Genomic DNA, 26,810 nt, shown 5'->3' with positions numbered 1-26,810 from the left:
GTGTTTCCTTGTCTTCTCGGGTCAAAACGCCGGGCATGGCCCGGCGCTACCTTGTCATTGCGCAGCCGGGCCGAGCCCGGCTCCATCTACGGCACAGCGCGCGATTACTGGCAGGCCTCGCAGGCTTCCGGGTTCTCCAGCGAGCAGGCGATGGCTTCGTCCGGGCTGAACACCTTGGCCGGGGCCGCGTTGCTGACCGTGGTCTTGGCGATCTTGGTGGCCGGACGCGAGCGCAGGTAGTAGGTGGTCTTGATGCCCTGCTTCCACGCGTACATGTACATGGACGACATCGCGCCGATGTTCGGGCTTTCCATGAACAGGTTGAGCGAGGCCGACTGGTCGATGAAGGCGCCACGCTCGGCGGCCATGTCGATCAGCGAACGCATCGGCAGTTCCCACGCAGTACGGTAGACCTCACGCAGGGTTTCCGGAATCTGCGTCAGGCCGGCGATGGAACCTTCGGCCAGCTTGATGGCATCGCGCATGTCGGCGGTCCACAGGCCCAGCTTCTTCAGCTCGTTCACCAGGTAGCGGTTGACCTGCAGGAAGTCACCGGACAGGGTTTCGCGCTTGAACAGGTTGGACACCTGCGGCTCGACGCACTCGTAGCAGCCGGCGATGGAGGCGATGGTCGCGGTCGGGGCAATGGCGATCATCAGCGAGTTGCGCAGGCCGTGCTCCTTGATGCGGGCACGCAGGGCATCCCAGCGCGCGGTGTCTTCCGGCACCACGTTCCAGGCGTCGAACTGCAGTTCGCCACTGGCGGCACGGGTGTCGTTGAACGACGGGTGCTTGCCGCGTTCCTGGGCCAGCTCGGTCGAGGTTTCCAGCGCGTGGAAGTAGATCGTCTCGGCGATCTTCTTCGACAGGGCACGGGCTTCGGCGCTGTCGAACGGCAGGCGCTTGCGGAAGAACACGTCCTGCAGGCCCATGCAGCCCAGGCCGACCGGGCGCCAGCGCAGGTTGGCGCGGCGGGCGGTTTCGATCGGGTAGAAGTTCAGGTCGATGACACGGTCGAGCTGGCGCACGGCCAGGCGCACGGTCTCGGCCAGCTTCTCGAAGTCGAACTCGTTGTGCTCGTCGAAGTGGTTGCCCAGGTTGATCGAACCCAGGTTGCACACCGCGGTTTCATCGTTGGAGGTGACCTCCAGGATTTCCGTGCACAGGTTGGACAGGTGGATCACGTTGCCCGGACGCAGGGTCTGGTTGCTGGCGCGGTTGCACTTGTCCTTGAAGGTCATCCAGCCGTTGCCGGTCTCGGCCAGCGTACGCATCATGCGGGCGTACAGCTTGCGGGCGGAGATGGTGCGGTTGGCCTTGCCCTGGGCTTCGGCCTGCAGGTAGGCCTGCTCGAAGGCTTCGCCGAACAGATCGGTGAACTCCGGCACGACGCGCGGATCGAACAGCGACCATTCCTGGTCGGCCTCGACGCGCTTCATGAACAGGTCCGGCACCCAGTTGGCCAGGTTCAGGTTGTGGGTACGGCGGGCTTCGTCACCGGTGTTGTCACGCAGCTCGAGGAAATCCTCGATGTCGGCGTGCCAGGTTTCCAGATACACGCAGGCCGCGCCCTTGCGCTTGCCACCCTGGTTCACCGCCGCCACGGACGAGTCCATGGTCTTCAGCCACGGCACGATGCCGTTGGAATGGCCGTTGGTGGACTTGATGAGCGAACCACGCGAACGCACGCGGGTGTAGCTGACGCCGATGCCGCCGGAGAACTTCGACAGCTGGGCGATATCGCCGTACTTGGAGTAGATCGACTCCAGCGAGTCCTGCGGCGAATCGAGCAGGAAGCACGAGGACAGCTGCTCGTGGGTGGTGCCGGAATTGAACAGGGTCGGGCTGGACGGCAGGTAGTCCAGGTTGCCCATGCGCTTGTACAGCGCCAGGGTCTCGGACACGTCCTCGCTCAGCGCGCTGGCGATGCGCAGGAAGAACTGCTGCGGGGTCTCGATCACCTTGCGGGTGTGCGGATGGCGCAGCAGGTAGCGGTCGTACAGGGTACGCAGGCCGAAGTAATCGAAGTTCAGGTCCAGCGAGATGTCGATCGCATCGTTGAGCTTGCGCGCGTTGGTCTGCACGAAGTTCAGCAGGCGGTCGTTGATCAGGCCGACTTCATGGCCACGGCTGACCGACTGCGAGAAGGCATAGATTTCCTGGCCCGACACTTCCTTGGCGATGTAGTTGGCCAGCAGGCGCGCGGCCAGACGGCCGTACTCGGGTTCTTCACCGATCAGCAGGGCGGCGGTGCGGATGGACAGCTCGTCCAGTTCGCGGGTGGTGGCGCCGTTGTACAGGCCGGAAATGGTGCGGGTGGCCACGCGCATCGGATCGACGGCGTGCAGGCCTTCGGAGGAACGCTGCACCGCACGCACGATCTTGTTCAGATCCACCAGTTCGGTCGTGCCATTGCGCTTGGTCACACTCATCGCGTTGGCCGTCGGCGGCGACGTCAACAGGAACTCGCTTTCCTTTTCGATGGTGGCGCTGGTTTCGGTGGTCACGGCGTGTGTCCTCTTGGCGTGATGGGGTGGTTGCAGGTGCATCGGTGGCGCGGCCCAGGACATGACGGTCCAGGATGGCAGCTGGGCGTCGCAGGAGGTGAGACCTGCGCCTGCCGCTGCCGTGACGGTCGCCGACGGGTATCGCTGTGGACGGGGGTGCCGCGTGGCTCCCGCCTCTGCGCCTTCCCCGTTGTCCTTGCGACTTGGGGTCGCTGCGACCGATGGCCACAAGATAGTGGGGGTGGTGGGGTCCGTCAACGCCAAATGTAGTGAAATTCGGCAATCCCTTGCGCCGCAAGGATCGTGCCATCGGCGCCCGGATCGGACGCTTTGGACCTGCCGGAACGGGCCGCGCAGTCAAGACCGGAACGCGTCATTCCGGCGGTACAAAGGAGTGCGGAAACAGAACAATGACAGCTTCACATGACAGTAACGGAATGACCAAGGGACAACCCTGTGGATAGAAGGTGGGCAGCCGGTGGACGGCGTGACTTTCGGCCGATGACGGACAGGCCGGAGAGGCGGACGCTGGGCTCTGGCGACTGGAAAAGGAATGTCCAATGGACCTGCGACTGCCTGCCCTGGCAGTGCTGTCGGCGCTGTGCATCATGCCGGCGCAGGCGGCCGACGCGCCGAAGCTGCACGCGGACCAGTGTGGCATCCGCACGGACTATGACGTGCTGGTGGACAGCGGCGGCATCTGGCTGCGACACGGCCCGCAGGCGCCGCACGAGGTGGTGTTCCACGATGGTGTGCTGAGCCTGGATGACACGATCGTGCCGGTCAGCGACGCCGATGCCGCCCGCCTGCGCCAGCTGGAGGCCGGCGCGCGCCGGTTGATGCCCGCCGCCACGGCATTGGCGCGCGATGTCAGCCAGCTGAGCTTCGACGCGCTCGATGGCGTCTACGAGAGCCTGACCGGCACCGCCAACAGCCGCAAGGTCAGGCGCCTGCGGCGGCAGGCGGATGACTGGATCGAGGGGACGCTCGGAAAGGGCTACTGGGAACAGGCGACCTTCGGTCCCGGATTCGAGGCGAAGGTGCAGGACATGGCCGAGACGCTGTCCGGCTCGATCGCCCGCAGCGTGCTCTGGCAGGTCTTCACCGGCCGCAGCGACGCCATGGAGGAACGTGCCGAGCGCCTGGATGCCGAGCTGGACCGGCGCCTGGAAGCCGGTGCCCAGCGTGTGGAGGCCAGCGCGATGGCGTTGTGCCCGCTGGTGCGTGCGCTGGCCGATACCCACGATGCGCTGGAAGTGCGTTACCAGGGCCAGCCGCTGCGGCTGCTGGAGCGCAGCGACAACGGCCTGCAGGTGTCGACCGGGCCGGAGGAGCGGCCGCAGGGGAACGCACTGGCGCCCAGCCGGTAACGTCGAGCTGCCGCTGCAGCGCCTGCGCGCGGCTGCCCTTCCGGCAGATCGTGCAGCTCCCGGGCCCTCACGCCCGGTGCGGGGTACCCAGGTATTCAGCGCTCTGCATCTCGATCAGGCGCGAGGCGGTGCGCTCGAACGCGCCCTGCAGGCGCTGGCCGGTGTACAGCTCGACCGGCGAGGTGCTGGCGGTGCAGACCAGGTTGACGTGGCGGTCGTACAGTTCGTCGATCAGGTTGACGAAGCGGCGCGCGGCGTCCTCGTTCAGGCGATCGAAGGCGGGAATGCCGCCCAGCAGCACCGTATTGAACTCGTGCGCGATCTCGATGTAGTCCGATGGGCCGCGCGGGCCTTCGCACAGGGCGGCGAAGTCGAACCAGGCGATGCTCTTGCCCCGGCCGCGGACCGGAATCTTGCGGCCTTCGATCTCGATGTTGCCGGCCTTGGCGGGCTGACCACCACTCAGTTCGTTCCAGCGCGTGGCGAGCCAGTCGTCGCTATCGGCGGCCAGCGGCGCGCGGTACACCGGCGAGCGGGTCAGCGCGCGCATCCGGTAATCCTCCGTGCCTTCGGCGTACAGCTCGACGCAGAAGCGCTGCAGCAGGCTGATGGCGGGCAGGAAGCTCTCGCGCTGCAGGCCATTGAGATACAGGTTCTCCACCGCCGTATTGGAGGTGGTGACCAGGGTCACGCCCTCGGCGAACAGGCGTTCGAGCAGGCGCGCCAGCAGCATGGCGTCGCCGATGTCGGTGACGAAGAATTCGTCCAGCACCAGCACGCGCAGGTTGCTGCGCCATTCCTGGGCGATCTTCGCCAACGGGTCGCTCTGGCCCTGGTGCTCGCGCAGGCGCTCGTGGACGCTGCGCATGAAACGATGGAAGTGGGTGCGGTACTTCTGCTTGATTGGCAGCCCGTCGTAGAACAGATCCACCAGGAAGGTCTTGCCGCGGCCGACTCCCCCCCAGAAATACAGCCCCTTGACCGGCTCGGGCTTCTTCCAGAACGAGGACAACCGGTCCAGCCAGCCGTCGTCGGCGTTGTCCAGCAGGCCCACGTGGATGCGGTCCAGCTCGGCCAGCGCCGCGTGCTGGGCGGGGTCGTCCTGCCAGTCACCCCGGGCAACCCCGGCCGCATACCGCTGCGACGGGGTCAACTCGACTGCACTCATGCCGCTGCGCCCAGCCAGTGCTTGACGCCGTGGGTCAACGCACCCCGCAGGTCGATCAGCTTGCGATGGAAGAAGTGGCTGGTGTCGGGCATCCGCACCAGCTCATGCGGAGCCTGCAGCGCGTCCAGCCACTGATAGACCGCCTGCGGGTCGACGATCTCGTCCTGCTCGCCCTGGATCACCAGCCAGCGGGCCGGTGGCTGCACGCCGTCGAAATCCCAGCGGCCGGCCGGCGGCGCGATCGAGATCAGCGCCTCCGGCTGCAGCGTGGCGGCTGCCTTCAGCGAAACGAACGCACCAAAGCTGAAGCCGGCCAGCCACAGGCGGTCGTCGGGGCGCTGGCTGCGCACCCAGGCGGTCACGGCCTTCAGGTCATCCTGCTCGCCCACGCCGCCATCGAAGGTGCCCGCCGAACCACCGACGCTGCGGAAGTTGAAGCGCACCGTGGCGATGCCCAGCTCGCGCAGGGTGCTGGCGGTCATGGTGACCACCTTGTTGTGCAGGGTGCCGCCCTCGGTGGACAGCGGATGGCAGACGATGGCCACGATCGGCTGCACCGGCACATCGGCCTTGGGCAGGTCGACGACCACTTCCAGCGGGCCGGCCGGGCCGTCCAGTTCGAGGCAGGCGGTTTCGCCAGGGGCGACGGGGAACGAAGGCTTGTGCATGGCACCATGATACCGTCCCCCGCCCCTGCCCTGTGCCCGCCCCATGCTCTACCTGTCTTTGGCCGTGATCTGCAGCGTGCTGGTTTCGGTGTTGTTGAAGGTGGCCGGACGCCGCCAACTGGATGTTGCGCAGATGGTCACCTGGAACTACCTGGTGGCCGCGACCCTGACCGCCGTGGTGCTGCAGCCGCCGCTGGACGCACTGCGCGCGCCGCATGCCCCGTGGCCGTCGCTGCTGGCGCTGGCGGTGGTGCTGCCCTCGATCTTCCTGGTGCTGGGCCGCGCGGTGGCGGTGGCCGGCATCGTCCGCAGCGACGTGGCGCAGCGGCTGTCGCTGCTGCTGTCACTGGCGGCGGCGTTCCTGTTCTTCGGCCAGACCGCCACGCCGTGGAAGCTGGCCGGGCTCGGCCTGGGCCTGCTGGCGATGGTGGCCATCAGCCTGCGCCCGCGCGGCCCGGCGGTGGCGTCCTCGCCGGGTGGCTGGGGCTGGCTGCTGGGCGTGTGGGGCGGCTTCGCGGTGGTGGACGTGCTGCTCAAGCAGGTGGCGCTGTCCGGCACGCCGTCGATGGCGGCGGTGCTGGCCAGCTTCAGCGTGGCCTTCGTACTGATGCTGGCATTGCAGCTGTGGCGGCACTTCAGCGGTCGCAGCCGGCTGGCCTGGCACAACCTCGGCGCGGGTGCGCTGCTGGGCCTGCTCAACGGCGGCAACATCCTGTTCTATGTGCACGCGCACCAGGCGATGCCGGACAGCCCGGCCACGGTGTTCGCCGGCATGAACATCGGCGTGGTGGTACTGGGCGCGCTGGTGGGCGTGTTTGTCTTTGGCGAACCGACCACGAAGTGGAACCGGGCCGGCCTGGCGCTGGCAGTGCTGGCGATCGGATTGATCGCCTGGGGGTGAGTACGGCCCGGGGGTCGGATCCCATTCCGTTGGAATGGGATCCGACCCCGGCGTTGGGCATTACTTGTCGAAGCCCAGCAGCAGCGGGTCGTGGTCGGAGCTGCGCCATGGGCCGGGCACATTGCGCCCCTGGTAGCCGCTGGCGTCCTGCTCGTCGGCATTGCTGTGCCATTCGGCGGCGCCCGCCACGCGGCGGGCCATGGACGGACTCAGCAGGGCGTGGTCGAGGCGGCCGCTGTAGCCGTTGTAGACGTAGCTGTAGGGATGTTCGACCTTGGCCACCTTGAAGGCGTCCTGCCAGCCCAGCGTGTGCAGCGTGCGGATCGGATCCTCCATCGCATAGGCGTTGAAATCGCCCAGCATCACCACATCCTTCACCTTCAGGCGCGCGGCTTCGGCCTGCACCCACTGGTTGAGCTGGCGGGCCGATTCGACGCGCGTCGCATTCCAGCAGCCCTGGCCATCGTTGCGGTCGGCGTCGGCACCGCTGGCGTCGCGGCACCCCTTGGACTTGAAGTGGTTGGCGACCACCATGAACGGTGCGCCCTTGCCCTGGAAAGCCTGCGCCAGCGGTGCGCGGCTGTGCTCGGCAAACGGGCCGTCAAGCTTGGTCAACGGCGGGCCCAATGTCTTGAACGCACCGCGCTTGTAGATGATGCCAACGCGGATGGGATTGGTGCCGGGGCCTTCGCCCGGATCGACCGCCACCCATGCGTCGTCCGGCCCGGCGTGTGGCCGGTCATTGAGCGCGGCCAGCAGCTCGGCAATGGCCGACTGCGGTCCGTAGCCATCGTTCTCCAGCTCCATGAGGGCGGCGATGTGGGTATCGAGCGCACTGATGGTGGCGACCAGCTTGGCCACCTGGGCCTTGTGCTCCTCCAGCGTGCGGGCACCGCGCAACGTCGGGAAGCCGCCGCCCTGGCCGTCGCCATTGAAGTAGTTTTCCAGGTTGAACGCCGCGATACGCAGGCTGCCAGGCACCTCCGGCACCGCCGGCCGCTGCAGTGCGGGCAGGCTCAGCGTGCCTTCGACCCGCAGCTGGGGGCGGCCCTGCGCGTCCACGCGGACAGTGCCTTCCACATTGCGCAGCAGCATGCCGGTGCGCAGCACCGGGTTGCCCGGCAGGTAGGCCACGCTGCCCGGATCACGCACGTCGCTGCCATCGTCCAGGACCAGGCGGCGGCGCAGGTTGTCAGCCATCACCTGTTCGATGCCGGCGGTGCCTGGCGCGGCCACTTCGGTCGGCTGCCACAGGCGACCGCCGAAGGCGACCGTCAGCTGGCCGGAGCGTTCCAGAGCGTCGGTGCCGGCCAGGGTCAGCGGCGCAGCGATGCGCACACGCTGGCCGTCCAGCGCGCGCCAGTCGGCCGGCGCGGTGGCCAGTACAACGGTGGAGTTGCGCGGGGTGGACGTCGCCGGGGCCGGCATGGCCTGCGGCTGGGCCTGGGCAAAGGCAGGTGCCGGCAGCAGCAGGGACAGGGCGAGAACAAGGGAACGGCGGCGCATCGACGGGCAGACTCCACGGAATGGGGGCACAGACTAACCCCGAAATACGAACGCCCGACTGCAGCCCGGCGATCTGCCCAGGTGGGCAAAGCCCCGGGGGCCGTCGACGACGGGATCGCAGCGCCGGGCCCATGCCCGGCAGCCGCCCATGCAGGTTGAGCAGAGGCTGCCGAGGGCAGGCCCGGCGCTGCGGAAAGGCCCTACTTCAGGTTGCCCAGCATCCAGTCCACGGTGGCGTGGATCTGTTCCTCGGTCAGCGCCGGGTTGCCGCCCTTGGGAGGCATGATGCCGCCGTCCGGGCCGGTGTAGCCCTCGATGGCGTGCTTGTAGAGCGTGTCCTTGCCCTGCGTGATGCGCTGGTCCCAGTGCGCGCGGTCCAGGGTCGGCGCTTGGCCCACCCCGGTGGTGTGGCAGGCGGTGCAGAGGTTGTCGAAGATGACCTTGCCATCGGTGGTGCCGCCGTAGGCCACCTGCGAGGCGGCCTTGGCCAGCGCGGCCGCCTTGGCGGCCGCCTGCGCGGCTGCACCGGTACTGCCGGCGTACACCGCTCCGGTCGGCGCGATGCGCTGTTCGGTGCGTTTGGCCGCAGTGGGCGACACCTCGGGCGGAATCCGGGTGTGCAGGAAGGCGGCAAGGAAGATCAGACCCAGAGTGATGGCCATCAACAGCGCGATCACCATGGAGAAGCGTTTCAGGAACTCCAGATCGTAATTCCGCACTCTTCGTTACCCCTGGCTGGTAGTCGTTGGACCACGGCTGAGCGACTGCGTGATGGGCCGAGTATAGAACGCGCCCTGCGCGCGACAACAGGCGTCAATGCTGGTGCGGCGCAACATGCCGGGGGCTGGGGTCAGATCCCTTTTGCGCCGCAAAAGGGATCTGACCCCAGCAACACAAGCCACCGGGCATGGCCCGGCGCTACCGATTCACCGGTGCGCCGATGGCACGCAGGCAGAAGCTGCAGATGGCGTCGACCAGCGCATCCTCGTCGCGATGCGCTTCACGGCTGGGCGCAGTCGGGCCAACCATCGCTTCGGTGAAGGCGCCGACCAGGCACGCGGCCGCCACATGCGCATCCTGCGCAGGCAGTTCGCCGGCGGCCACACCTTCCTCCACCAGGCGCAGGAACACATCGCCGAAGGCACGGCGGCCGCGCATGCGCTCGGCTTCCACGTCCGGATCGACCGGTTCGACGATGAAGGCGTGGGCCAGCCCCGGACCCGCCAGGGCGCGACGCACGAAGGCGGCGATGGCCAGCCGCAGGCGCTCGCTGGCGGCCTCCGGGCCGCTGGCGATGCGTTCCATGATCGCCACTTCATGGGCCACCGCCGCGTTGAGCACCTCCACGAACAGGTCGGCCTTGGAGGGGAAATGACGGTAGATCAGGCCGGTGGAGACCCCCGCCTGGGTTGCCACGGCGGTCACCGGGGCGTTTCGCCAGCCGCCGGTGGCGACCCGTTCACGGGTTGCCAGCAGGATCCGCTCGCGGGCCCCGGCCAGGCGTTCTTCCATCAGTGCAGAGCGTTTGTAGGCCATGTTTTGATTCTGGTTTCAATTTTTGAATTTGTGTTCACTTCTTTCCCGAACCCCGTTACGCTGGGGCCTCGCCCGTGCCGGCGCGGTCCTGGAAACCATCGCCGGCAAGCCCTGGGTGCGTCCATCCCCCACTTTGCCGCCGTGGAGCCGCTGTAATGCACGTGCCATCCCTGAACTTCGATCTCGGTGAAGAGATCGACCTGCTGCGCCAGAGCGTGGCCCATTTTGCCGCCGCCGAGATCGCGCCGCTGGCGGCCGAGGCCGATGCGACCAACCAGTTCCCGCAGGCACTGTGGCCGAAACTGGGCGAACAGGGCCTGCTCGGCCTTACCGTCGAGGAAGAATACGGCGGTACCGGCATGGGCTACCTGGCCCACGTGGTGGCGATGGAAGAGGTCTCGCGCGCCTCCGGCGGCATCGGCCTGTCCTATGGCGCGCACTCCAACCTGTGCGTGAACCAGCTGCGCAAGAACGGCAGCGAGGCGCAGAAGCAGCGCTTCCTGCCCGACCTGTGCAGTGGCGCCAAGGTGGGCGCACTGGCGATGAGCGAACCCGGTGCCGGTTCGGACGTGGTATCGATGAAGCTGCGCGCCGACAAGCGCGGCGATCGCTATGTCCTCAACGGCAACAAGATGTGGATCACCAACGGCCCGGACGCCGATGTGCTGGTGGTCTATGCCAAAACCGACATGGACGCCGGCGCCAGGGGCATCACCGCCTTCCTGGTTGAAAAGGGCATGCCGGGTTTCTCCACCGCGCAGAAGCTGGACAAGCTGGGCATGCGCTCCTCGCCGACCTGCGAGCTGGTGTTCCAGGACTGCGAGATTCCCGAAGAGAATGTGCTCGGTAGCGTCGGCGGTGGCGTGCGCGTGCTGATGTCCGGCCTGGACTACGAGCGCGTGGTGCTGTCCGGCGGCCCGCTGGGGCTGATGGCTGCGGCCATGGACGTGGTGATGCCGTACGTGCACGAACGCCACCAGTTCGGCGAAGCGATCGGCAGCTTCCAGCTGATCCAGGCCAAGATCGCCGACATGTACGTGGGCCTGGGCGCCTGCCGCGCCTACGTGTACGCCGTGGCACGCGCCTGCGACCAGGGCCGTACCACCCGCCAGGACGCGGCCGGTGCGATCCTGTACGCCGCCGAGAAGGCCACCTGGCTGACCGGCCAGGCGATCCAGATCCTCGGTGGCAACGGCTACATCAACGAGTACCCGACCGGCCGCCTGTGGCGCGACGCCAAGCTGTACGAGATCGGTGCGGGCACGTCGGAGATCCGCCGCATGCTGATCGGCCGTGAATTGTTCCAGCGCACTCTGTAAGGCCACCCCATGACCGTCCTGAACAGCCAGCTGCAACCGGGCAGCGACACGTTTGAAAGCAACCGCGCGGCGATGCAGGCCGTGGTCGACGATCTGCACGCCACCCTCGCCCGCACTGCCCTGGGCGGCAGCGAGGCGGCACGCGCCAAGCACACCGCGCGCGGCAAGCTGCTGGTACGCGACCGCATCGACGCCCTGCTCGATGCCGGCAGCGCCTTCCTGGAAATCGCGCCGCTGGCTGCTCATGGCATGTATGACGACGCTGTGCCGGCAGCCGGCGTGGTCGCCGGCATCGGCCGGGTCAGCGGCGTGGAGTGCGTGATCGTGGCCAACGATGCCACGGTCAAGGGCGGCACCTATTACCCGATGACGGTGAAGAAGCACCTGCGTGCACAGGAGATCGCCGAGCAGAACCACCTGCCGTGCATCTATCTGGTCGACTCCGGTGGCGCCTTCCTGCCGCTGCAGGACGAGGTGTTCCCCGACCGCGACCACTTCGGCCGCATCTTCTACAACCAGGCCAACCTGTCCGCGCAGGGCATCCCGCAGATCGCCTGCGTCATGGGCAGCTGCACCGCCGGTGGCGCCTACGTGCCGGCGATGAGCGATGAAACGGTGATCGTGCGCGAGCAGGGCACCATCTTCCTCGGCGGCCCGCCGCTGGTGAAGGCGGCCACCGGTGAAGTGGTGACGGCCGAGGAACTGGGCGGCGCGGACGTGCACACGCGCATTTCCGGCGTGGCCGACCACATGGCCGACAACGACCTGCAGGCGCTGGCACGGGTCCGCGCGATCATCGCCCAGCTGAACTGGCGCAAGCCGGAACCGGCGATGGCGATGCAGCCGCCGGAGGAACCGTTGCTGCCGGCGCACGAACTGTACGGCGTGATCCCGGCCGATACGCGCAAGCCCTACGACGTGCGCGAGGTGATCGCACGCCTGGTCGATGGCTCGCGCTTCGATGAGTTCAAGCCGCGCTATGGCGCCACCCTGGTCACCGGCTTCGCCCATCTGAACGGCTACCCGATCGGCATCATCGCCAACAACGGCATCCTGTTCTCCGAGTCCGCCCTGAAGGGCGCGCACTTCATCGAGCTGTGCACCCAGCGCGGCATCCCGCTGCTGTTCCTGCAGAACATCACCGGCTTCATGGTCGGGCGCAAGTACGAACAGGGCGGTATCGCCAAGGACGGTGCCAAGCTGGTGATGGCGGTCGCCTGCGCGAAGGTGCCCAAGTTCACCGTGGTGATCGGCGGCTCCTTCGGCGCCGGCAACTACGGCATGTGTGGGCGGGCCTATTCGCCGAATTTCCTGTGGATGTGGCCCAACGCACGCATCGGCGTGATGGGTGGCGAACAGGCCGCCAGCGTGCTGGCCACGGTACGTCGCGATGGCATCGAAGCCAAGGGCGGGCAATGGCCCGCCGAGGAAGAGGACGCGTTCAAGGCGCCGATCCGCGAGCAGTTCGAGCAGCAGGGCCACCCGTACTACGCCAGCGCGCGCCTGTGGGACGACGGCGTGATCGATCCGGCCGATACCCGCCGGGTATTGGCCCTGGCGCTGTCGGCCAGCCTCAACGCCGCCCCGCAGCAGACGCGCTTCGGCGTGTTCCGCATGTAACCCGCGCCATGACCGAGCCTGTCGCCATGTTCACCAAAGTCCTGATCGCCAACCGTGGCGAAATCGCCTGCCGCGTCATCGCCACGTGCCGCCGCCTCGGCATCGCCACCGTGGCGGTGTATTCCGATGCGGACCGCAATGCCCGCCACGTGCGCCTGGCCGACGAGGCCATCCACATCGGACCGGCCGCCGCACGCGAGAGCTATCTGCGCGGCGAGGCCCTGCTCGACGCCGCACGCCGCAGCGGCGCGCAGGCGATCCATCCCGGATACGGCTTCCTGTCCGAGAACGCCGACTTCGCCGATGCCTGTGCCGCCGCCGGCATCACCTTCATCGGGCCGCCGGCCAGCGCGATCCGCGCGATGGGTGACAAGAGCGCGGCCAAGGCCTTGATGGCCAAAGCCGGCGTGCCGCTGACGCCGGGTTATCACGGTAACCAGCAGGCGCCGGACTTCCTGCGCGCGCAGGCCGATACGATCGGCTATCCGGTGCTGATCAAGGCCAGCGCCGGCGGTGGCGGCAAGGGCATGCGCAAGGTCGAACGCAGCGAGGACTTCATCGATGCGCTGGCCAGCTGCCAGCGCGAGGCCGCCTCGGCGTTCGGCAACGACCACGTGCTGGTCGAGAAGTATGTCGAGCGCCCGCGCCATATCGAGATCCAGGTGTTCGGCGACAGCCACGGTGATGCGGTCTACCTGTTCGAGCGTGACTGCTCGGTGCAACGCCGGCACCAGAAAGTGCTGGAAGAGGCCCCGGCACCGGGCATGAGTGCCGAGCGCCGCGCGGCGATGGGCCAGGCGGCGGTCGACGCTGCACGCGCCGTGGGCTACGTCGGCGCGGGCACGGTGGAGTTCATCGCCGGCCCGGACGGTGATTTCTACTTCATGGAAATGAACACCCGCCTGCAGGTCGAGCACCCGGTCACCGAGTTCATCACCGGTACCGACCTGGTGGAATGGCAGCTCCGCGTGGCCTGTGGCCAGCCACTGCCGCTGCGCCAGGACCAGCTGGCCATCCAAGGCCACGCGATCGAAGCACGGCTGTACGCCGAAGATGCCGACCGCGGCTTCCTGCCGTCCACCGGCACCCTGCGTCGCCTGCGCCTGCCGGCGGCCTCGGCCAACGTGCGCGTGGATACCGGCGTGGAGGAAGGCGACGCCATCACGCCGTATTACGACCCGATGATCGCCAAGCTGATCGTCTGGGATATGGACCGCGACAGCGCATTGCGGCGCATGAGCCAGGCACTGGCTGACTGCCAGGTGGTGGGCGTGACCACCAATGCCGGTTTCCTGCGCCGGCTGGTCCACACCGATTCATTCGCGCACGCCCGGCTGGATACCGCACTGATCGAACGCGAGCAGGCCGCCTTGAGCGCCATCGGTGACAGCGACGATGCACTGTGGCAGTTGGCCGCGGTCGCCGCGGTTGCCAGCACGGCCGACGCCGGCAGCGACCCGCGCGACCCCCATTCGCCCTGGCGCGCACAGGATGGCTGGCGCCTGGGTGCGCCCGCGCCCCGCGTGCTGCCGCTGCAGCAGGGAGAGCGCCGGCACGTGCTGAAGGTGTGGGCACAGGCCGATGGCTGGCGTGTGCAATGTGATGATGCGGCCCCGCAGTCGGTGCTCGGTCGCCTCGACAGCCAGCACCTGACGGTGCAGCTGGACGGCCGTCGCTGGTCACTGCAGCTGCTGCGCGAGGGTGACCAGCTGTATCTGTTCGGCGCCGATGGCCAGCACCGCTTCACCCTGCACGACCCGGTCGGCGAGTCGGAGCATGCGGTGGCCGATGCAGGCAGCCTGCTGGCGCCGATGCCCGGCAGGATCGTGGCCACGCTGGTCGAGGCCGGTGCCCAGGTCAAGCGCGGCACGCCGCTGGTGGTACTCGAGGCGATGAAGATGGAGCACACCCTGCAGGCACCGGCCGACGGCACAGTGAAGGGTTACCGGGCGAAGGCCGGCGACCAGGTCGGGGACGGCGCGGTCCTGGTCGACTTCGAAGCGACCTGAGCCACGCTACGGCGTGATCCTGGCGGGCCAGACACGGCCCGCCGGGTCCATCTCCGAGGTCTGCATCGTTGCCGCGCGCCAGCCGAAGCCGCATACCGCCAGCGCGCCTTCCGCCATCGGCTGCAGGGCAAGCGCGCGCGCGGCCTCGGCCTCGTTGATGGCCGCCGTGACGAACGCGCCCAGGCCCTGTGCGGTGGCCGCGCTGTAGAACGCCTGCGAGATGTGCCCGGCGTCGAGCATGACCGCACGGTAGGCCTTGGCGTGGTTGCGGTACTTCCAGAAGGTGCGCTCGAAGCGGCACACCAGTACCAGCAGCACGTGGGCATCGGCGAACCAGTGCTGGCCCGCCAGCAGGCGCAGGCGGAACCCTGCGGGATCGTCGGGCTGCACCGGCAGCGGGGCCAGTTCATGCGCGACTGCGTGGTAATGGTAGAGCCCCGGCGCCAGGCCCTGCACGTCGCGCACCATCAGATAGGCTTCCAGCGGATGCAGGCTGCCGGCCGAGGGCACGTTCTTCTTCAGGAACCGCACGTCCGGATCGGTTTCCACCTGTGCCTGCGCCATCAGCACCTGCTGCAGCAGCCGTGCCAGCAACGGCAGCGGCAGCGCGCGGGTCGCATCGAAATTCCGGCAGGTGGCACGCGCCTGCAGCAGTTCCTGCATCGGATCATCATCGCAGCGGGGCAGCGCAAGCGCGCCGGGCTGGCGTGGCGGCGCCTCCGGCGGCGGATTGCCGAAGCTGCGGACCAGGTCGCGCGCGGTCACCAGCTGCTGACGCTGCATGTCCGCGCTGCTGTCCACGCCATCCCAGCAGGATTGCTGGTAGTGCAGCGCCGACAGCGGCCACCAGTGGCTGTCGCGCACGCGCTGCTCGGCCGCACAGGCCTCGGCATGGGCCGGATCGTCGCTCACCAGCAGTCGCTGCTGCAGCAGCGCCAGTACGCGGCGGCGGCAGGCCGCATCCTCCGGCATCGGCTGCCAATGCTCGGCGCTGCAGGCCAACAGCCAGGCGCAGCTGTCGGCATCGATCTCGCATGCCGAAGGCAGGTGGGCGGTACGCACCTGCAGCCGCTGCTCGAAGGTCACCCCGGTGCCGCCGGCCATCAGGTCGGCCAATGCAAAGGCCGGGCGTTCGACCGGCTCGACGAACAGTGTCCGGCAACGGCGGAATCTCATCGGCGTGCAATCGAAAGGCCTGCGGGGGCGCCGATCATAGCGCGATGCACGTGCCTGCCATCAACTTCGCACGATCGCCGCCGATACTTCCATTTTCCCAGCCCGTCGGTTGCACGCCATGTCTTCTTCACCGCTTCCCACCCACGTCGTCCAGCAGCTGCTGGAACGCCTGTCCAGCGACGATGACTTCCGCAAGGCTTTCGCCGCGGATCCGGGCCAGGCACTGCTCGATCTGGGCGCCGATGAAGACTGCGTGCGCGCCTGCCATACGCCGCTGGCCACGCTGGGCAGCAAGGCCGAGTTCGCCAAGGCCGCTCCGCGCCTGCGCGAGCTGCTGGACGCGCGTGCCTCATTCACCGTGCCGTTCCTGTTCGAGGATGGCCTGCCCGGCCTGGATCGATAGACCGGCCTCAGGGCGCGGCCACCGTGCCCTTGTCAGGCATCACTGCGGCGGCGCGGCCTGCCGCCAGCCGCTGCACGTCCATCGCGTTCAGTGGCAACAGAGCGTAGTCACCGGTGTCTTCAGCAAATGCCAGGCCGGCGTGGCGCTGCAGCCACGCCGCCTGCCGTGCGACCGCGGCCTGGTCGCCGCGCGCGGTCACCAGATCCAGCTGCAGCACCCGCCACTGGAACAGGTTCGCCGACGGCTGCTGCGCCAGCAGGTCCTGCGCCTGGTCCAGGTCACCCTGGTCGAGGGCCATGCGGGCACGCAGCAGGTTCCAGAGCTCGCGCAGACGCGGATCCGCGTCGCGCTCGGGCAGGGCCTGCAGCGGGTCCCTGCGCTGCATCACCACCGAGGCGTGGCCTGCGCGCGCGGCATGATAGGCCGCCGCCAGGGCGATGAATGCATTGCGGCGCGCTGGCGCAGGATGGCGGCGGTCGACCGCGGCCAGCGCCCGGTCCAGCACACGCAGGTATTCCTGCGCCGTCACGTGGTCGCCTTCCTGTTCGCGCCAGGCCAGTGCCTGCAGCGCGTAGATGTCGCACAGCCCACCGACCGTCGTGCACTGGGCAGCCACCTGCCGCATGTCGGTGGCTGCCTCGTGCGCGCGCTCCTGCATGGCCAGCACCGCCGCGCGCAGCATGCGCGTCCCCGGCCCCGATACGGGCATCGCCGCAAAGCCGGCATTGGCGGCCTCGAAATCACCAGCCAGCGCGGCGATCACCGGCTCCATGCCATCGCCATTCCAGCCCGGATGAAGGCGTGCGCCACGCAGCGCCGCTTCGGCTGCGGCGACTTCGCCACGGGCCAGCTGCACCCGCGCCACGAACACCAGCACCAGTGCACGCCGAGAATGCTGGCGGGCCAGCAGCGGCTGTGTTGCGGCCAGGGCGCCGTCATAGTCGCCCTGGGTGTACAGGATCTTGGCGTAGTTCATCCAACCGGCCGGGTCGTCCGGGTACAGCTCGGTCAGCAGGCGCCACTTGTCGGCGATGCGCATGGGCGGTGCACCTGCGAAATCCGCTGCCCACGCGTCCAGGTACAGCTGGTCGCGTGCGGTCAGGTGGGCACGCTGGCTGACCGCCTTCCGGTACAGCACGGCGGCCTGCTCCAGGTTGCCCTTGGCGTGCTGGATGGTCATCTGCCCCACATAGGCAAAGGCGAATGCGGGATCGAGCCGGGTGGCCTGCTCGTAGAACATCAGTGCGTCGTCGTAGCGGGCGGCCGCCGTGGCATCGACGCCCTTGGCGTAGGCATGCAGGGCATCGAGATTGGCCGTCGCCACGGTGGGCAGCGGTCGCTGATCGCGACCGACATCACGCAACGCTTCGCCCAGGTCGGCGCGCAGCGCTGCCACCACGTGGTCGGTGGAGGTCAGGATCGATTCCAGGCCTCGACCATCGGCGTAGCGCGTATAGACGGTCTGGCCGCTGTGCGGATCGACCACTTCGACACTGACCCGCACCTTGCCGTTGAGCTCGAGCACGCTCGGTACCAGCACCGCGCGCGCGCCATCGCGCAGGGCCACCTCGATGGCCAGGCCTCGGTCGAGCCGTGCCTGTGGCGAGCGCTGCATCAGCTGCAGGGTGTCGCGCACCTTCAACTCGCTGAGGATGTTGACGAAGCGTGACTGACCCAGGCTGATGTACAGCGCCTGCTCCAGGCTGCTGTCCAGCTGCGGATAGGCGGTGGTGTTCTGCACCGCGGCCAGGATCACCCAGTCCCGTTCGGCGAAGGCGATGGCCGGCGCCGGGCGCAGCAGCATCCACAGCAGCACGCCCAGCGTCACCGCCAGCGCGGCCTCGGTGACCACAGCCGCGGGACGCCGCCACAAGGGTAGATCGCGCCATGCCTTCTCGCCCGAGCGCGGTCGACGCAGCGGCGCACTGCCACGCAGGCCGATCTCGAACACATCCTGGCGCTCGGTGATGCCCTTGAAGCGCCAGCGCCCATGGTGCTTCCAGCGCAGCGCCTCGCTGGCCCAGGGCAGCGTGGAGGTAGCGCGCCGTGCCATCTGCTCGGCGGTGGCCGACAGCAACACCTGGCCCGGCCAGGCCAGCTGCATCAGCCGCGCCGCCATCGGCTTGGCCAGGCCCTCCACCTCCACCGGCTTGGCGCCATGGGCCATTGCTTCGGCACTGTTGTTCCACAACAGCACGTCACCGACATGCAGGCCCGCACGCGCGCGCAGCACGATGCCGCGCTCACGCCCCAGCGCCTCCACCGCAGTCTGGTAGGCCAGGGCAAAACCGACGCCATCGATGGTGCGCTCGAACAGTACGAACAGGCCGTCGGAACGGTCGATCAGCTGCCCGTTCCAGCGCTGCTGCAGACCCAGCACCAGACGGTCATGCTGCTGGAACAGCTCGGCCGCCGCCACATCACCGATCCGCTCAACCAGCTGCAGCGAATCGCACAGGTCGGTGAACAGCAGCGCGCGCAGCTGCTGGTTGTGTGGCGCCGACGTTCCTTTGTCGCCCTTCATCACCGGTGTCTCCGCTCTAGTGCCCGTCCGGCGCGTCCACCCAGCGCAGGCAGTTGCCGCCATCGCGCTTGGCCTGGTACAGCGCTCGGTCCGCACGCGCATACCACTCGCTCCAGTCCGCATCCGGCGCCAGCAGGCTGGCGCCGATGCTCACCAGGCTCACATGGGGCGTGCCATGGCTGCGTTCGAGTAGACCATGCACCGCGCTGAGGATGAACTCGGCGGCATGCTGCACGATTTCGTGGGTGCCGCGCCGCAGGATGAGGCAGAACTCATCGCCGCCCAGGCGGCAGGCCAGGTCGTGTTCGCCGGCCATCGAGCGCAGGATGTTGCCCATGCTCTGCAGCACCCGGTCGCCGGCCTGGTGACCGTGCCGGTCGTTGATCTGCTTGAAGCGATCACAATCGATCAGCAGCAGGCCCTGCGGTGCGCCCTGCCCATCGGCCCGGCACTCCTGCAGGTACAGGGTCAGCCCGCGGCGGTTGTGCAGCCCGGTCAGTTCGTCGGTACGCACCAGCTCACGGGTGTGCGTGAGCTGGTGGGTGGTGATGTACAGATTGTCGAGCGCCGTTTCCAGATCGTGGTTGCGGCGCCGCAGCTGGCTGATCAGGGCCTGCTCGTTGGTCAGCACGCGCATGATCGTACGGCGCAGGAAGTAGGCCACCAGCCCTGGATCGGCATCGACCAGACGCTGGAAATCGGCCGGCCCCAGTTCCAGCACCTGGCAATCGACCAGCGCACGTGCACCGGCACTGCGCAGGTGATCGCCGACCAGCAGGCCCAGCTCGCCGAAGAACTCCTGGTGGCCGAGGACCTTGATCACCAGATCCTCGCCGAAATCCAGTTCGATCCGGCCTTCCAGGATCACATACATGCGCTCGCCACGATGGCCGCGCTGGAACAGCCACTGCCCGGCTTCGAGCCGGCGCGGCCGGCCGAATCTGGCAAACAATGCGACCTCGGCATCGGACAGCAGCGCATGCACGATCTCGGCCATCGCCACATGGGCGATACCGGTCGTTGCATCAGTGTTCTCGGCCGCACCCCTGCCGGTCATTCCCTGCACCCGCCGCCAGCGTCCCCTGGTGAGCCGCGGAGCATAGCACCGCTTTAAAGTGTGCGCCCTATCTCATTTTTACGAATCGACAGCCGGTAGGTGCGTGGAGACCGGGGGGTGCACCTTGGGAGCACGACTGTCCGTAAAAATTCCTGCCGGATCAAGCTGATGCCCGTCTTCACAGGGTTTGGGCCAAGTTGCGTGACGAGGCGTGCGCCCGATTGACGCGGATGCCATGCGGGACCGGGGCGAGGGGATACAACAACGCCGGCAGGTCCCCCGACCGGCCGGCGTTGTCTGGCCCTTCCCTGGCCACCCTGAGCGGTGTCGGCAGCCGATCGCACGGCCACCGTTGGATCAGGCCGCGCGTTCGCTGTGGAACTGCTCTTCTTCGGTCGAACCGGTCAGCGCGGTGGTGGAGGACTGTCCCTGCTGGATCGCCTGGGTGACCGCGTCGAAGTAACCGGTGCCGACCTCGCGCTGGTGCTTGACCGCGGTGAAGCCGCGTTCGGCCGCTTCGAACTCCGCCTCCTGCAGCTCGACGAAGGCGCTCATCTGCCGGCGCGCGTAACCGTGGGCCAGGTTGAACATGCCGTAGTTCAGCGCGTGGAAACCGGCCAGGGTGATGAACTGGAACTTGTAGCCATAGCTGCCCAGCTCCTTCTGGAACTTGGCGATGGTGGCGTCGTCCAGGTTCTTCTTCCAGTTGAAGCTCGGCGAGCAGTTGTAGGCCAGCAGCTTGCCGGGGAACTTCGCATGGATGGCTTCGGCGAACCTGCGCGCGAACTCCAGGTCCGGCTTGCCGGTCTCGCACCACACCAGATCGGCATACGGTGCATAGGCCAGGCCGCGGCTGATGGCCTGTTCCAGGCCGTTGCGGGTCTTGTAGAAGCCTTCGACGGTGCGCTCGCCGGTGGTGAACGGCTTATCGTTGCCGTCGATGTCACTGGTCAGCAGGTCGGCCGCTTCTGCGTCGGTGCGCGCCACCAGCAGGGTCGGCACACCCAGCACATCGGCCGCCAGCCGCGCGGCGTTGAGCTTCTCGATGGCCTCGCGGGTCGGCACCAGCACCTTGCCGCCCATGTGGCCGCACTTCTTCACCGATGCCAGCTGGTCCTCGAAATGCACGCCCGCGGCGCCGGCTTCGATCATCGCCTTCATCAGTTCGAACGCATTGAGCACGCCACCGAAGCCGGCCTCGGCATCGGCTACGATCGGCTGCAGGAAATCGATGTCGTCCTTGCCTTCAGCGTGATGCAGCTGGTCGGCGCGCAGCAGCGTGTTGTTGATGCGCTTGACCACCGCAGGCACAGAATCGGCCGGATACAGCGACTGGTCCGGATACATCTGCCCGGCCAGGTTGGCATCGGCCGCCACCTGCCAGCCGGACAGGTAGATCGCCTTCAGGCCGGCCTTGACCTGCTGCATGGCCTGGTTGCCGGTCAGTGCGCCCAGCGCGTTGACGAACTCGCGCTCGTGCAGCGATTTCCACAGCTTCTCCGCGCCCAGCCGGGCCAGCGAATGCTCGATATGGACAGTGCCGCGCAGGCGCACCACGTCGGCGGCGCTGTAGTTGCGCTGGATGCCTTCCCAGCGCGGGTTGGTATCCCAGTCGTGCTGGATCTGTTCGGCAGTGGGCAGGGTGCTCATGTCTATCTCCAGTTCAGTGGTGCGTGCAGCGGGAAGGGAAGCGGCGTGGAAACGGGCGCGGGGATCAGTCGATGCGCGCGTAGGCCGGCAGGGTCAGGAAGTCGGTCAGTTCATCGTTGCGGCTCAGTTCGCCAAGCAGGGCGATGGCTTCGCCGATGCGCGCGCCGCCGGGCAGCGCCGTGGTATCACCCAGGCGTGCGGGCAGCTGCGCCAGGGTGGTGTCGAGCAGTGCCAGGTCGATGGCCGTGCCGTCGTCCAGCTGCTGGCCCGGGGTATGCAGCCACTGCCACAACTGGCTGCGGCTGATCTCGGCGGTGGCCGCGTCTTCCATCAGGTGATGGATGGGCACGCAGCCGTTGCCGTCCAGCCACGCGGCCAGGTAGCGCACGCAGACTTCGACATTGCCCTCGAAGCCGGCGCGGGTGATGGTGCCCGGCGGACGCGCGATCAGTTCGTCGCGGCCCACGCGCACGTCCTGACGCAGGACGTGGTGCTGGTTGGGCGCAGGCATGTGCTCGTCGAAGATCGCCATCGCCACCGGAATCAGCGCCGGATGCGCGACCCAGGTGCCGTCATGGCCTGCACTCACCTCGCGCAGCTTGTCGGCACGCACACGCGCCATCGCCTGCTCGTTGGCAGCGGCGTCGTTGTTGATCGGAATCTGCGCCGCCATGCCGCCCATCGCATGTGCCCCCCGGCGGTGGCACGTCTGGATCAGCAGTTCCGAATACGCCTTCAGGAACGGCTGGGTCATGGTCACCTGGCCGCGCTCGGGCAGCACGCGGTCGGCGTGGCGGCGGAAGGTCTTCAGGTAAGAGAAGATGTAGTCCCAGCGCCCGCAGTTCAGGCCGACGATGCGGTCCCGCAGCGCGTGCAGGATCTCGTCCATCTCGAACACCGCCGGCAGCGTTTCGATCAGCACGGTCACCTTGATCTGCCCGTGCGGCAGGCCCAGCATGCCTTCGATGTGCGACAGCGCGGTCTCCCACAGGGCCGCCTCTTCCATGCTCTGCAGCTTGGGCAGGTAGAAGTACGGGCCACGATCCTTGCGCTGCAGCGTGCGGGCGTTGTGGAAGGCGAACACCGCCGCGTCGAACAGCCCACCGGCCAGGAACTGGCCATCGATGCGGACGTGCTTCTCGTCCAGATGCCAGCCACGCGGGCGCACGATCAGCACGGCCTGCTCGTCGTACGGGCGCAGGGTGTAGTGCTTGCCATTGGCCGCGGTGTACTCCAGGTCACCACGCACCGCAGCGGCCAACGACTGCTGCCCGGCCAGCAGGTTGCGCCAGGTCGGCGAGGTCGAATCCTCGAAGTCGGCCATGAACACCTTGGCGCCGGAGTTCAGCGCGTTGATGACCATCTTCGGATCGGTCGGGCCGGTGATCTCGACGCGGCGGTCCTGCAGCGCGGCCGGCAGCGGTGCGACGGTCCAGTCGCCGCTGCGGATCGCGGCGGTGTCCTCACGGAAGTCCGGCAGGCCGCCGCGGTCGAAGAACGCCTGGCGCTCACGGCGAGCCTGCAGCCGCGCCTGCCGACCCGGCTCCACCGCCCGGTGCAGCGACACCAGCAGGGCCAGCAGCGGCGCCGGCAGCAGGGTGTCCTGGCCGGCCACCCGGGTCGCCAGGGCGATGCCGGGCGTGGCCTTGGCGGCGGGGGAGGGAACAGCGGAAGCGACGGCGGACATGGGACGACTCCAGCAGTGGGGAACGTCTCCACCGTGCCGCTGGCGCTCAGTATTTGGCAAAACAGTTTTTGCAATGCTTTACATAAATTGTGCTAATACTCGTTACGCCATGACCACGCGCAGCTCGCCAAGTCCTCGTTTTTCCTACAAATCCGACCGCCTGAAGCCCTTGCGTGCGTTCTGCCAGACCGTGCGTCTGGGTTCAGTCTCACGGGCGGCTGAGGCGCTTTTCGTCAGCCAGCCGGCCATCAGCCTGCAATTGCAGGCGCTGGAGCGGGAGCTGGGCGTACCGCTGTTCGAGCGCAGCGGCCGCCGCCTGGTGCCCAGCCGCGAGGGCCAGCTGCTGTACGAAATGGCGCAACCGCTGGTGGAGAGCCTGGACGGGCTGGAGGCGCGCTTCCGCGACAAGGTGCGCGGGCTGGATGCGGGCGAACTGAACATCGCGGCCAACAGTTCGACCATCCTGTACCTGCTGCCGAAGATCGTCGAGCGCTTCCGCATGCATCACCCGGACGTGCGCCTGACCCTGCACAACGCGATCAGCGCGGACGGCACCGACCTGCTGCGCGAGGACGCCGCTGACCTTGCCATCGGCTCGATGACCGACGTGCCCGCCGACCTCAGCTACGCCCCGGCCTATCGTTTCGAGCAGGTGCTGATCGCGCCGCATGACCATCCGCTGGCCCGGGGCGCGGAGCTGGAGCTGGCCGACATCGCCCGCTATCCGCTGGTGCTGCCGCCGAAGCGGCAGATCACCTACCGTCTGGTCGACCAGGTGTTCCAGCGCCATCGCATCGCGTACACCGTCGCCCTTGAGGTAGGCGGCTGGGAAGTAATCAAGCAGTACGTGGCGATGGGCATGGGTATTTCCATCGTGCCGGCGCTGTGCCTGAACGAGACCGACCACGAGCGGCTGGCGGCGCGGTCGATGAAGCGCTGGTTCCCGGAGCGCAGCTATGGCGTGATCGTGCGCCGCGGCAAGGCGCTGTCGGCGCAGGCACGAGCGTTCATCGAGCTGATCCAGCCGGAACTGTTCAGCCCGCGCGATTACGACCAGAGCGGGCACTCCGAGCGGTGAGGGGGTTCTGGTTTGCAGGGCTGCCGCCCTGCACCTGCCGAAGCCTCAAGCCGAAGCAACGGCAACAGCTGGCTATGTGTGGGACGGCGGGATGGGTCCGGTTGCGGGGGGCGCCGTAAACCCGTCCATGGGGGCTTGGTCGCGGCATCCATGCCGCTCACACCCCCGCAACCGGACCCACCCCGCCTTCGACAGTTTCCCTCTGCTGTTTAGTGCCAGCTGCTGTTGGCGGGTGCCGACCGTTGGTCGGCACGGGGTCGGATCCAACCTCTGATTCATTTCCGGCTGGCGATGAATAGACTGGGCGCATGTCCATCGAACTGCGCCACCTGCGCTATTTCCTTGCCGTTGCCGAGACCCTGCACTTCGGCCAGGCGGCCGAGCGGCTGGGCATGTCGCAGCCGCCGCTCAGCCAGCAGATCCGCCAGCTGGAGGACCTGATCGGGGCGCGCCTGTTCGTGCGCAGCCATCGCCGCGTGCAGCTGACGCCTGCCGGTGAACTGCTGCAGGAGCGCGCGCGGGCCATCGTGCAGCAGGTGGAGACGGCAGTGGACGAGGTGCAGCGCGCACAGCGCGGCGAACAGGGTGAGCTGCATATCGGGCTGACCCGGGCCACACCGCTGTCGCCGCAGATTCCGCGCTCGATCCTGCGCTACCGCCAGCAGTATCCGCAGGTGCGGCTGCAGCTGAGCGAGATGAACACGCTGCAGCAGATCGACGCCCTGCTCGACGGTTCACTGGACGTGGGCATCATCCGCAAGCGCGCGCTGCCGCCGGAACTGGTTGCGCACAGCCTGTTCGTCGATCCGCTGGCGTTGATCGTGCATGCCGACCACCCTGCCCTGCGCCGGCTTCCGGAACAGGGAACGCTGTCGCTGCGTGCGTTCGCGCAGGAACCGTTCGTGGCCTTTCGACGCAGTGCCGGCGCCGGCATCCATGACCACATGATCGCGCTGTGCGCGGCTGCCGGATTCACTCCACGCATCGTGCAGGAAGCCGGTGAGGCGTCCACGCTGATCAGCCTGGCGGCGGCTGGCCTGGGTGCGGCGATCCTGCCGTCCTCGTGCGACCACATCCGGGTGGAAGGCGCGCGCTTTGTCGCGCTGGCCGATGCCGGCGCGCACTCGGAGGTGCAGCTGGCATGGCGCCGTGAGGGAGTGACGCCGCTGATCCGCAACTTCGCCGGCCTGCTGCGCGGCGCGTTCGCCGAAGAGTGAAGCGCCGCGCTGCGCGCTCGCCGGGCATGGCCCGGCGAGCATCAGGCCGTCACCGGCTGCGGGGCCCGCTGCTGCAACGCCCAGACGATGCCACCGCCAAGCAGGGTCAGCACTGCCGCGAACGCGCACACCCCCAGCCAGTCCCACGCGGCGTAGGCAAGCCCGCCCACACCGCCCAGCACGCTCGACCCCAGGTAGTAGGCGAACAGATACAGTGCCGAGGCTTCCGCGCGCATCATGCCCGCCCGGCTGCCGACCCAGCTGCTGGCGACCGAATGACCGCCGAAGAAGCCGAAGGTCACCAGCGCGATGCCCAGCGCCATCGTGGTCAGCCACGGCATCGCCAGCAGCGCGATGCCGGCACCGATAAGCACGAAGGAGATCGACAGGACGCGCCCACGGCCGTACCGCGTGGCCTGTTGGCCCATCCATGCCGAGCTGAACGTACCGACCAGGTAGACGCTGAAGATCAGCCCGACCACGGTCTGGCTGAGGTGGTACGGCGGCGCCAGCAGGTGATAGCCGAGGTAGTTGTAGAGGGTGACGAATACGCCCATCAACACGAAGGAGGTGGCGAACAGCCACGGCAGGCCGGGATCGGCGAACAACGTGCGCCAGCGCGACGGCAGCTGGCGCAGGCCGCCGCGACGGGCCTGGAAATGCCGCGATGGCGGCAGCTGCAGCCACAGCAGCACGGTGCTGGCCACGGCGATGATCGAGACCACGCCGATGCCCCAGCGCCACCCCCAATGGTCGGCGATGATGCCGGCGAGCAGGCGCCCGCTCATGCCACCGATCGCGTTGCCGCCGATGTACAGGCCCATCGCCAGGCCCAGTGCGCGGCTGTCCATTTCTTCGACCAGATAGGTCATCGCCACCGCCGGCACGCCACTCAGGGCCAGGCCCAGCAGGGTGCGCAGCACCAGCAGCGTGGTCCAGTCATCGACCAGGGCGGTACTCAGCGAGAGGATGGCCGAGGCCAGCAGGGCGACGATCATCAACGGCCTGCGGCCCACGGCGTCGGACAGCAGCCCGGCCAGCAGCATCGCCACGGCCAGCGTGCCGGTGGTCAGTGACAGCGACATCGCGCTGCCGGCGGCGGAGACGCCGAAGTGGCGGCTAAACTCGGGCAGCAACGGCTGCACCGTGTACAGCAGGCCAAAGGTGGAGAAGCCGGCCAGGAACAGCGCGACCGCCGTGCGGCGGAACGCTGGCGTGCCCTGCTGGATGCGTGTCTCGGGGCTGGAATCGGCAGGAGGGAAGCGACGTTCGGGGGCCGCGGCGGTTTCGCCAGTCATGGGATCGAAGGGCCGTAGGGGGCGGCCGGGGTGGAGGGAACGGGCCCCAGACTAGGCCCGTCCACCCAGTCGATCCATAACCTGAAAAGTCAGGATTGATATCCCTGACGTATCGA

Annotated in this window: 20 protein-coding genes; 8 read left to right on the top strand and 12 right to left on the bottom strand. The window is 67.9% G+C overall.

Annotation, left to right across the window (positions count from 1 at the left end):
- Nucleotides 1-104: 104 nt before the first annotated feature.
- Nucleotides 105-2,507 carry a ribonucleoside-diphosphate reductase subunit alpha gene (locus tag N8888_RS01000; protein WP_053518585.1) on the bottom strand — a complete coding sequence of 801 codons (2,403 nt, stop codon included), beginning with the start codon at nt 2,505-2,507 and terminating at the stop codon, nt 105-107.
- Between the two features lie 560 nt (nt 2,508-3,067).
- Between N8888_RS01000 and N8888_RS00995 the strand changes: the two genes are divergently transcribed.
- Entirely contained in the window at nt 3,068-3,877 is an 810-nt protein-coding gene (locus N8888_RS00995) for a DUF2884 family protein (RefSeq protein ID WP_053518587.1), read from the top strand.
- Nucleotides 3,878-3,944: 67 nt separating this feature from the next.
- Here N8888_RS00995 and zapE read toward each other — a convergent pair whose 3' ends face one another.
- Both zapE and N8888_RS00985 read right to left on the bottom strand, forming a co-directional pair.
- The gene (gene zapE / locus N8888_RS00990; RefSeq protein ID WP_053518589.1) at nt 3,945-5,045 is read right to left on the bottom strand and encodes a cell division protein ZapE; all 1,101 of its coding nucleotides are present in this window, start codon (nt 5,043-5,045) and stop codon (nt 3,945-3,947) included.
- On the bottom strand, nt 5,042-5,713 hold the full coding sequence (locus tag N8888_RS00985) for an alpha/beta hydrolase (protein ID WP_065174186.1): 672 nt from the start codon (nt 5,711-5,713) through the stop codon (nt 5,042-5,044). Before N8888_RS00985 ends, zapE begins: the two co-directional genes overlap by 4 nt.
- Before the next feature lie 43 nt (nt 5,714-5,756).
- Here N8888_RS00985 and N8888_RS00980 point away from each other — a divergent pair, with 43 nt between their 5' ends.
- The gene (locus N8888_RS00980) at nt 5,757-6,614 is read left to right on the top strand and encodes an EamA family transporter (protein ID WP_263176853.1); all 858 of its coding nucleotides are present in this window, start codon (nt 5,757-5,759) and stop codon (nt 6,612-6,614) included.
- 60 nt (nt 6,615-6,674) lie between these two features.
- Here N8888_RS00980 and N8888_RS00975 read toward each other — a convergent pair whose 3' ends face one another.
- From N8888_RS00975 to N8888_RS00965, 3 genes are all read right to left on the bottom strand, one after another.
- Nucleotides 6,675-8,120, bottom strand: a complete 1,446-nt coding sequence (locus N8888_RS00975) for an ExeM/NucH family extracellular endonuclease (RefSeq protein WP_263176852.1) — start codon at nt 8,118-8,120, stop codon at nt 6,675-6,677.
- 200 nt (nt 8,121-8,320) lie between these two features.
- The gene (locus tag N8888_RS00970) at nt 8,321-8,839 is read right to left on the bottom strand and encodes a c-type cytochrome (RefSeq protein ID WP_053518595.1); all 519 of its coding nucleotides are present in this window, start codon (nt 8,837-8,839) and stop codon (nt 8,321-8,323) included.
- A 199-nt stretch (nt 8,840-9,038) separates the two neighbouring features.
- Nucleotides 9,039-9,656, bottom strand: coding sequence for a TetR/AcrR family transcriptional regulator (locus N8888_RS00965; RefSeq protein WP_053518597.1), 618 nt, complete (start codon nt 9,654-9,656; stop codon nt 9,039-9,041).
- 155 nt (nt 9,657-9,811) lie between these two features.
- Between N8888_RS00965 and N8888_RS00960 the strand changes: the two genes are divergently transcribed.
- The 3 genes from N8888_RS00960 to N8888_RS00950 are packed head-to-tail and all read left to right on the top strand — an operon-like array spanning nt 9,812 to nt 14,604.
- On the top strand, nt 9,812-10,975 hold the full coding sequence (locus N8888_RS00960; RefSeq protein WP_053518598.1) for an isovaleryl-CoA dehydrogenase: 1,164 nt from the start codon (nt 9,812-9,814) through the stop codon (nt 10,973-10,975).
- A gap of 9 nt (nt 10,976-10,984) precedes the next feature.
- Nucleotides 10,985-12,595 carry a carboxyl transferase domain-containing protein gene (locus N8888_RS00955; RefSeq protein ID WP_164151115.1) on the top strand — a complete coding sequence of 537 codons (1,611 nt, stop codon included), beginning with the start codon at nt 10,985-10,987 and terminating at the stop codon, nt 12,593-12,595.
- Between the two features lie 26 nt (nt 12,596-12,621).
- Nucleotides 12,622-14,604 (top strand): acetyl-CoA carboxylase biotin carboxylase subunit, encoded by a 1,983-nt coding sequence (locus N8888_RS00950; RefSeq protein WP_263176851.1) that lies wholly within the window; start codon nt 12,622-12,624, stop codon nt 14,602-14,604.
- Between the two features lie 6 nt (nt 14,605-14,610).
- Here the strand turns inward: N8888_RS00950 and N8888_RS00945 are convergent, their stop codons facing one another.
- Nucleotides 14,611-15,780 (bottom strand): putative peptide maturation dehydrogenase, encoded by a 1,170-nt coding sequence (locus tag N8888_RS00945; protein WP_263176850.1) that lies wholly within the window; start codon nt 15,778-15,780, stop codon nt 14,611-14,613.
- 118 nt (nt 15,781-15,898) lie between these two features.
- Here N8888_RS00945 and N8888_RS00940 point away from each other — a divergent pair, with 118 nt between their 5' ends.
- Entirely contained in the window at nt 15,899-16,183 is a 285-nt protein-coding gene (locus N8888_RS00940; RefSeq protein WP_053518604.1) for an NHLP-related RiPP peptide, read from the top strand.
- Nucleotides 16,184-16,190: 7 nt separating this feature from the next.
- Here N8888_RS00940 and N8888_RS00935 read toward each other — a convergent pair whose 3' ends face one another.
- The 4 genes from N8888_RS00935 to aceB form a co-directional block, all read right to left on the bottom strand.
- On the bottom strand, nt 16,191-18,707 hold the full coding sequence (locus tag N8888_RS00935; RefSeq protein ID WP_263176849.1) for a putative peptide modification system cyclase: 2,517 nt from the start codon (nt 18,705-18,707) through the stop codon (nt 16,191-16,193).
- A gap of 16 nt (nt 18,708-18,723) precedes the next feature.
- On the bottom strand, nt 18,724-19,764 hold the full coding sequence (locus tag N8888_RS00930) for a GGDEF domain-containing protein (RefSeq protein ID WP_053518607.1): 1,041 nt from the start codon (nt 19,762-19,764) through the stop codon (nt 18,724-18,726).
- Nucleotides 19,765-20,121: 357 nt separating this feature from the next.
- A complete protein-coding gene (gene aceA / locus N8888_RS00925; protein ID WP_053518608.1) occupies nt 20,122-21,414 on the bottom strand; it encodes an isocitrate lyase in 1,293 nt (430 codons plus the stop codon).
- A 64-nt stretch (nt 21,415-21,478) separates the two neighbouring features.
- Nucleotides 21,479-23,101 carry a malate synthase A gene (aceB, locus tag N8888_RS00920; protein WP_053518609.1) on the bottom strand — a complete coding sequence of 541 codons (1,623 nt, stop codon included), beginning with the start codon at nt 23,099-23,101 and terminating at the stop codon, nt 21,479-21,481.
- Nucleotides 23,102-23,210: 109 nt separating this feature from the next.
- Here aceB and N8888_RS00915 point away from each other — a divergent pair, with 109 nt between their 5' ends.
- Both N8888_RS00915 and N8888_RS00910 read left to right on the top strand, forming a co-directional pair.
- Nucleotides 23,211-24,179 (top strand): LysR family transcriptional regulator, encoded by a 969-nt coding sequence (locus N8888_RS00915; RefSeq protein WP_053518611.1) that lies wholly within the window; start codon nt 23,211-23,213, stop codon nt 24,177-24,179.
- Between the two features lie 308 nt (nt 24,180-24,487).
- Complete coding sequence (locus N8888_RS00910; RefSeq protein ID WP_053520468.1) at nt 24,488-25,396, top strand: LysR family transcriptional regulator; 909 nt, start codon at nt 24,488-24,490, stop codon at nt 25,394-25,396.
- Nucleotides 25,397-25,437: 41 nt separating this feature from the next.
- On the opposite strand, the gene N8888_RS00905 is transcribed toward N8888_RS00910, so the two are convergent.
- Nucleotides 25,438-26,694: an MFS transporter gene (locus N8888_RS00905; RefSeq protein ID WP_065182046.1), complete on the bottom strand. Its 1,257-nt coding sequence runs from the start codon at nt 26,692-26,694 to the stop codon at nt 25,438-25,440.
- Nucleotides 26,695-26,810 lie beyond the last annotated feature (116 nt).

This window comes from Stenotrophomonas maltophilia (assembly GCF_025642255.1).
GTDB classification, from domain to species: Bacteria; Pseudomonadota; Gammaproteobacteria; order Xanthomonadales; family Xanthomonadaceae; genus Stenotrophomonas; species Stenotrophomonas maltophilia_P.
This window is presented reverse-complemented; position numbering and strand designations above follow the sequence as displayed.

What these genes read in the sequence shown, in the direction of transcription:
- N8888_RS00995 (WP_053518587.1), top strand. Translation starts at nt 3,068, where the DNA reads ATGGACCTGCGACTGCCTGCCCTGGCAGTGCTGTCGGCGCTGTGCATC.
- zapE (WP_053518589.1), bottom strand. Translation starts at nt 5,045, where the DNA reads ATGAGTGCAGTCGAGTTGACCCCGTCGCAGCGGTATGCGGCCGGGGTT.
- N8888_RS00985 (WP_065174186.1), bottom strand. Translation starts at nt 5,713, where the DNA reads ATGCACAAGCCTTCGTTCCCCGTCGCCCCTGGCGAAACCGCCTGCCTC.
- N8888_RS00980 (WP_263176853.1), top strand. Translation starts at nt 5,757, where the DNA reads ATGCTCTACCTGTCTTTGGCCGTGATCTGCAGCGTGCTGGTTTCGGTG.
- N8888_RS00975 (WP_263176852.1), bottom strand. Translation starts at nt 8,120, where the DNA reads ATGCGCCGCCGTTCCCTTGTTCTCGCCCTGTCCCTGCTGCTGCCGGCA.
- N8888_RS00965 (WP_053518597.1), bottom strand. Translation starts at nt 9,656, where the DNA reads ATGGCCTACAAACGCTCTGCACTGATGGAAGAACGCCTGGCCGGGGCC.
- N8888_RS00960 (WP_053518598.1), top strand. Translation starts at nt 9,812, where the DNA reads ATGCACGTGCCATCCCTGAACTTCGATCTCGGTGAAGAGATCGACCTG.
- N8888_RS00955 (WP_164151115.1), top strand. Translation starts at nt 10,985, where the DNA reads ATGACCGTCCTGAACAGCCAGCTGCAACCGGGCAGCGACACGTTTGAA.
- N8888_RS00950 (WP_263176851.1), top strand. Translation starts at nt 12,622, where the DNA reads ATGTTCACCAAAGTCCTGATCGCCAACCGTGGCGAAATCGCCTGCCGC.
- N8888_RS00945 (WP_263176850.1), bottom strand. Translation starts at nt 15,780, where the DNA reads ATGAGATTCCGCCGTTGCCGGACACTGTTCGTCGAGCCGGTCGAACGC.
- N8888_RS00940 (WP_053518604.1), top strand. Translation starts at nt 15,899, where the DNA reads ATGTCTTCTTCACCGCTTCCCACCCACGTCGTCCAGCAGCTGCTGGAA.
- N8888_RS00935 (WP_263176849.1), bottom strand. Translation starts at nt 18,707, where the DNA reads ATGAAGGGCGACAAAGGAACGTCGGCGCCACACAACCAGCAGCTGCGC.
- N8888_RS00930 (WP_053518607.1), bottom strand. Translation starts at nt 19,764, where the DNA reads ATGACCGGCAGGGGTGCGGCCGAGAACACTGATGCAACGACCGGTATC.
- aceA (WP_053518608.1), bottom strand. Translation starts at nt 21,414, where the DNA reads ATGAGCACCCTGCCCACTGCCGAACAGATCCAGCACGACTGGGATACC.
- aceB (WP_053518609.1), bottom strand. Translation starts at nt 23,101, where the DNA reads ATGTCCGCCGTCGCTTCCGCTGTTCCCTCCCCCGCCGCCAAGGCCACG.
- N8888_RS00915 (WP_053518611.1), top strand. Translation starts at nt 23,211, where the DNA reads ATGACCACGCGCAGCTCGCCAAGTCCTCGTTTTTCCTACAAATCCGAC.
- N8888_RS00910 (WP_053520468.1), top strand. Translation starts at nt 24,488, where the DNA reads ATGTCCATCGAACTGCGCCACCTGCGCTATTTCCTTGCCGTTGCCGAG.
- N8888_RS00905 (WP_065182046.1), bottom strand. Translation starts at nt 26,694, where the DNA reads ATGACTGGCGAAACCGCCGCGGCCCCCGAACGTCGCTTCCCTCCTGCC.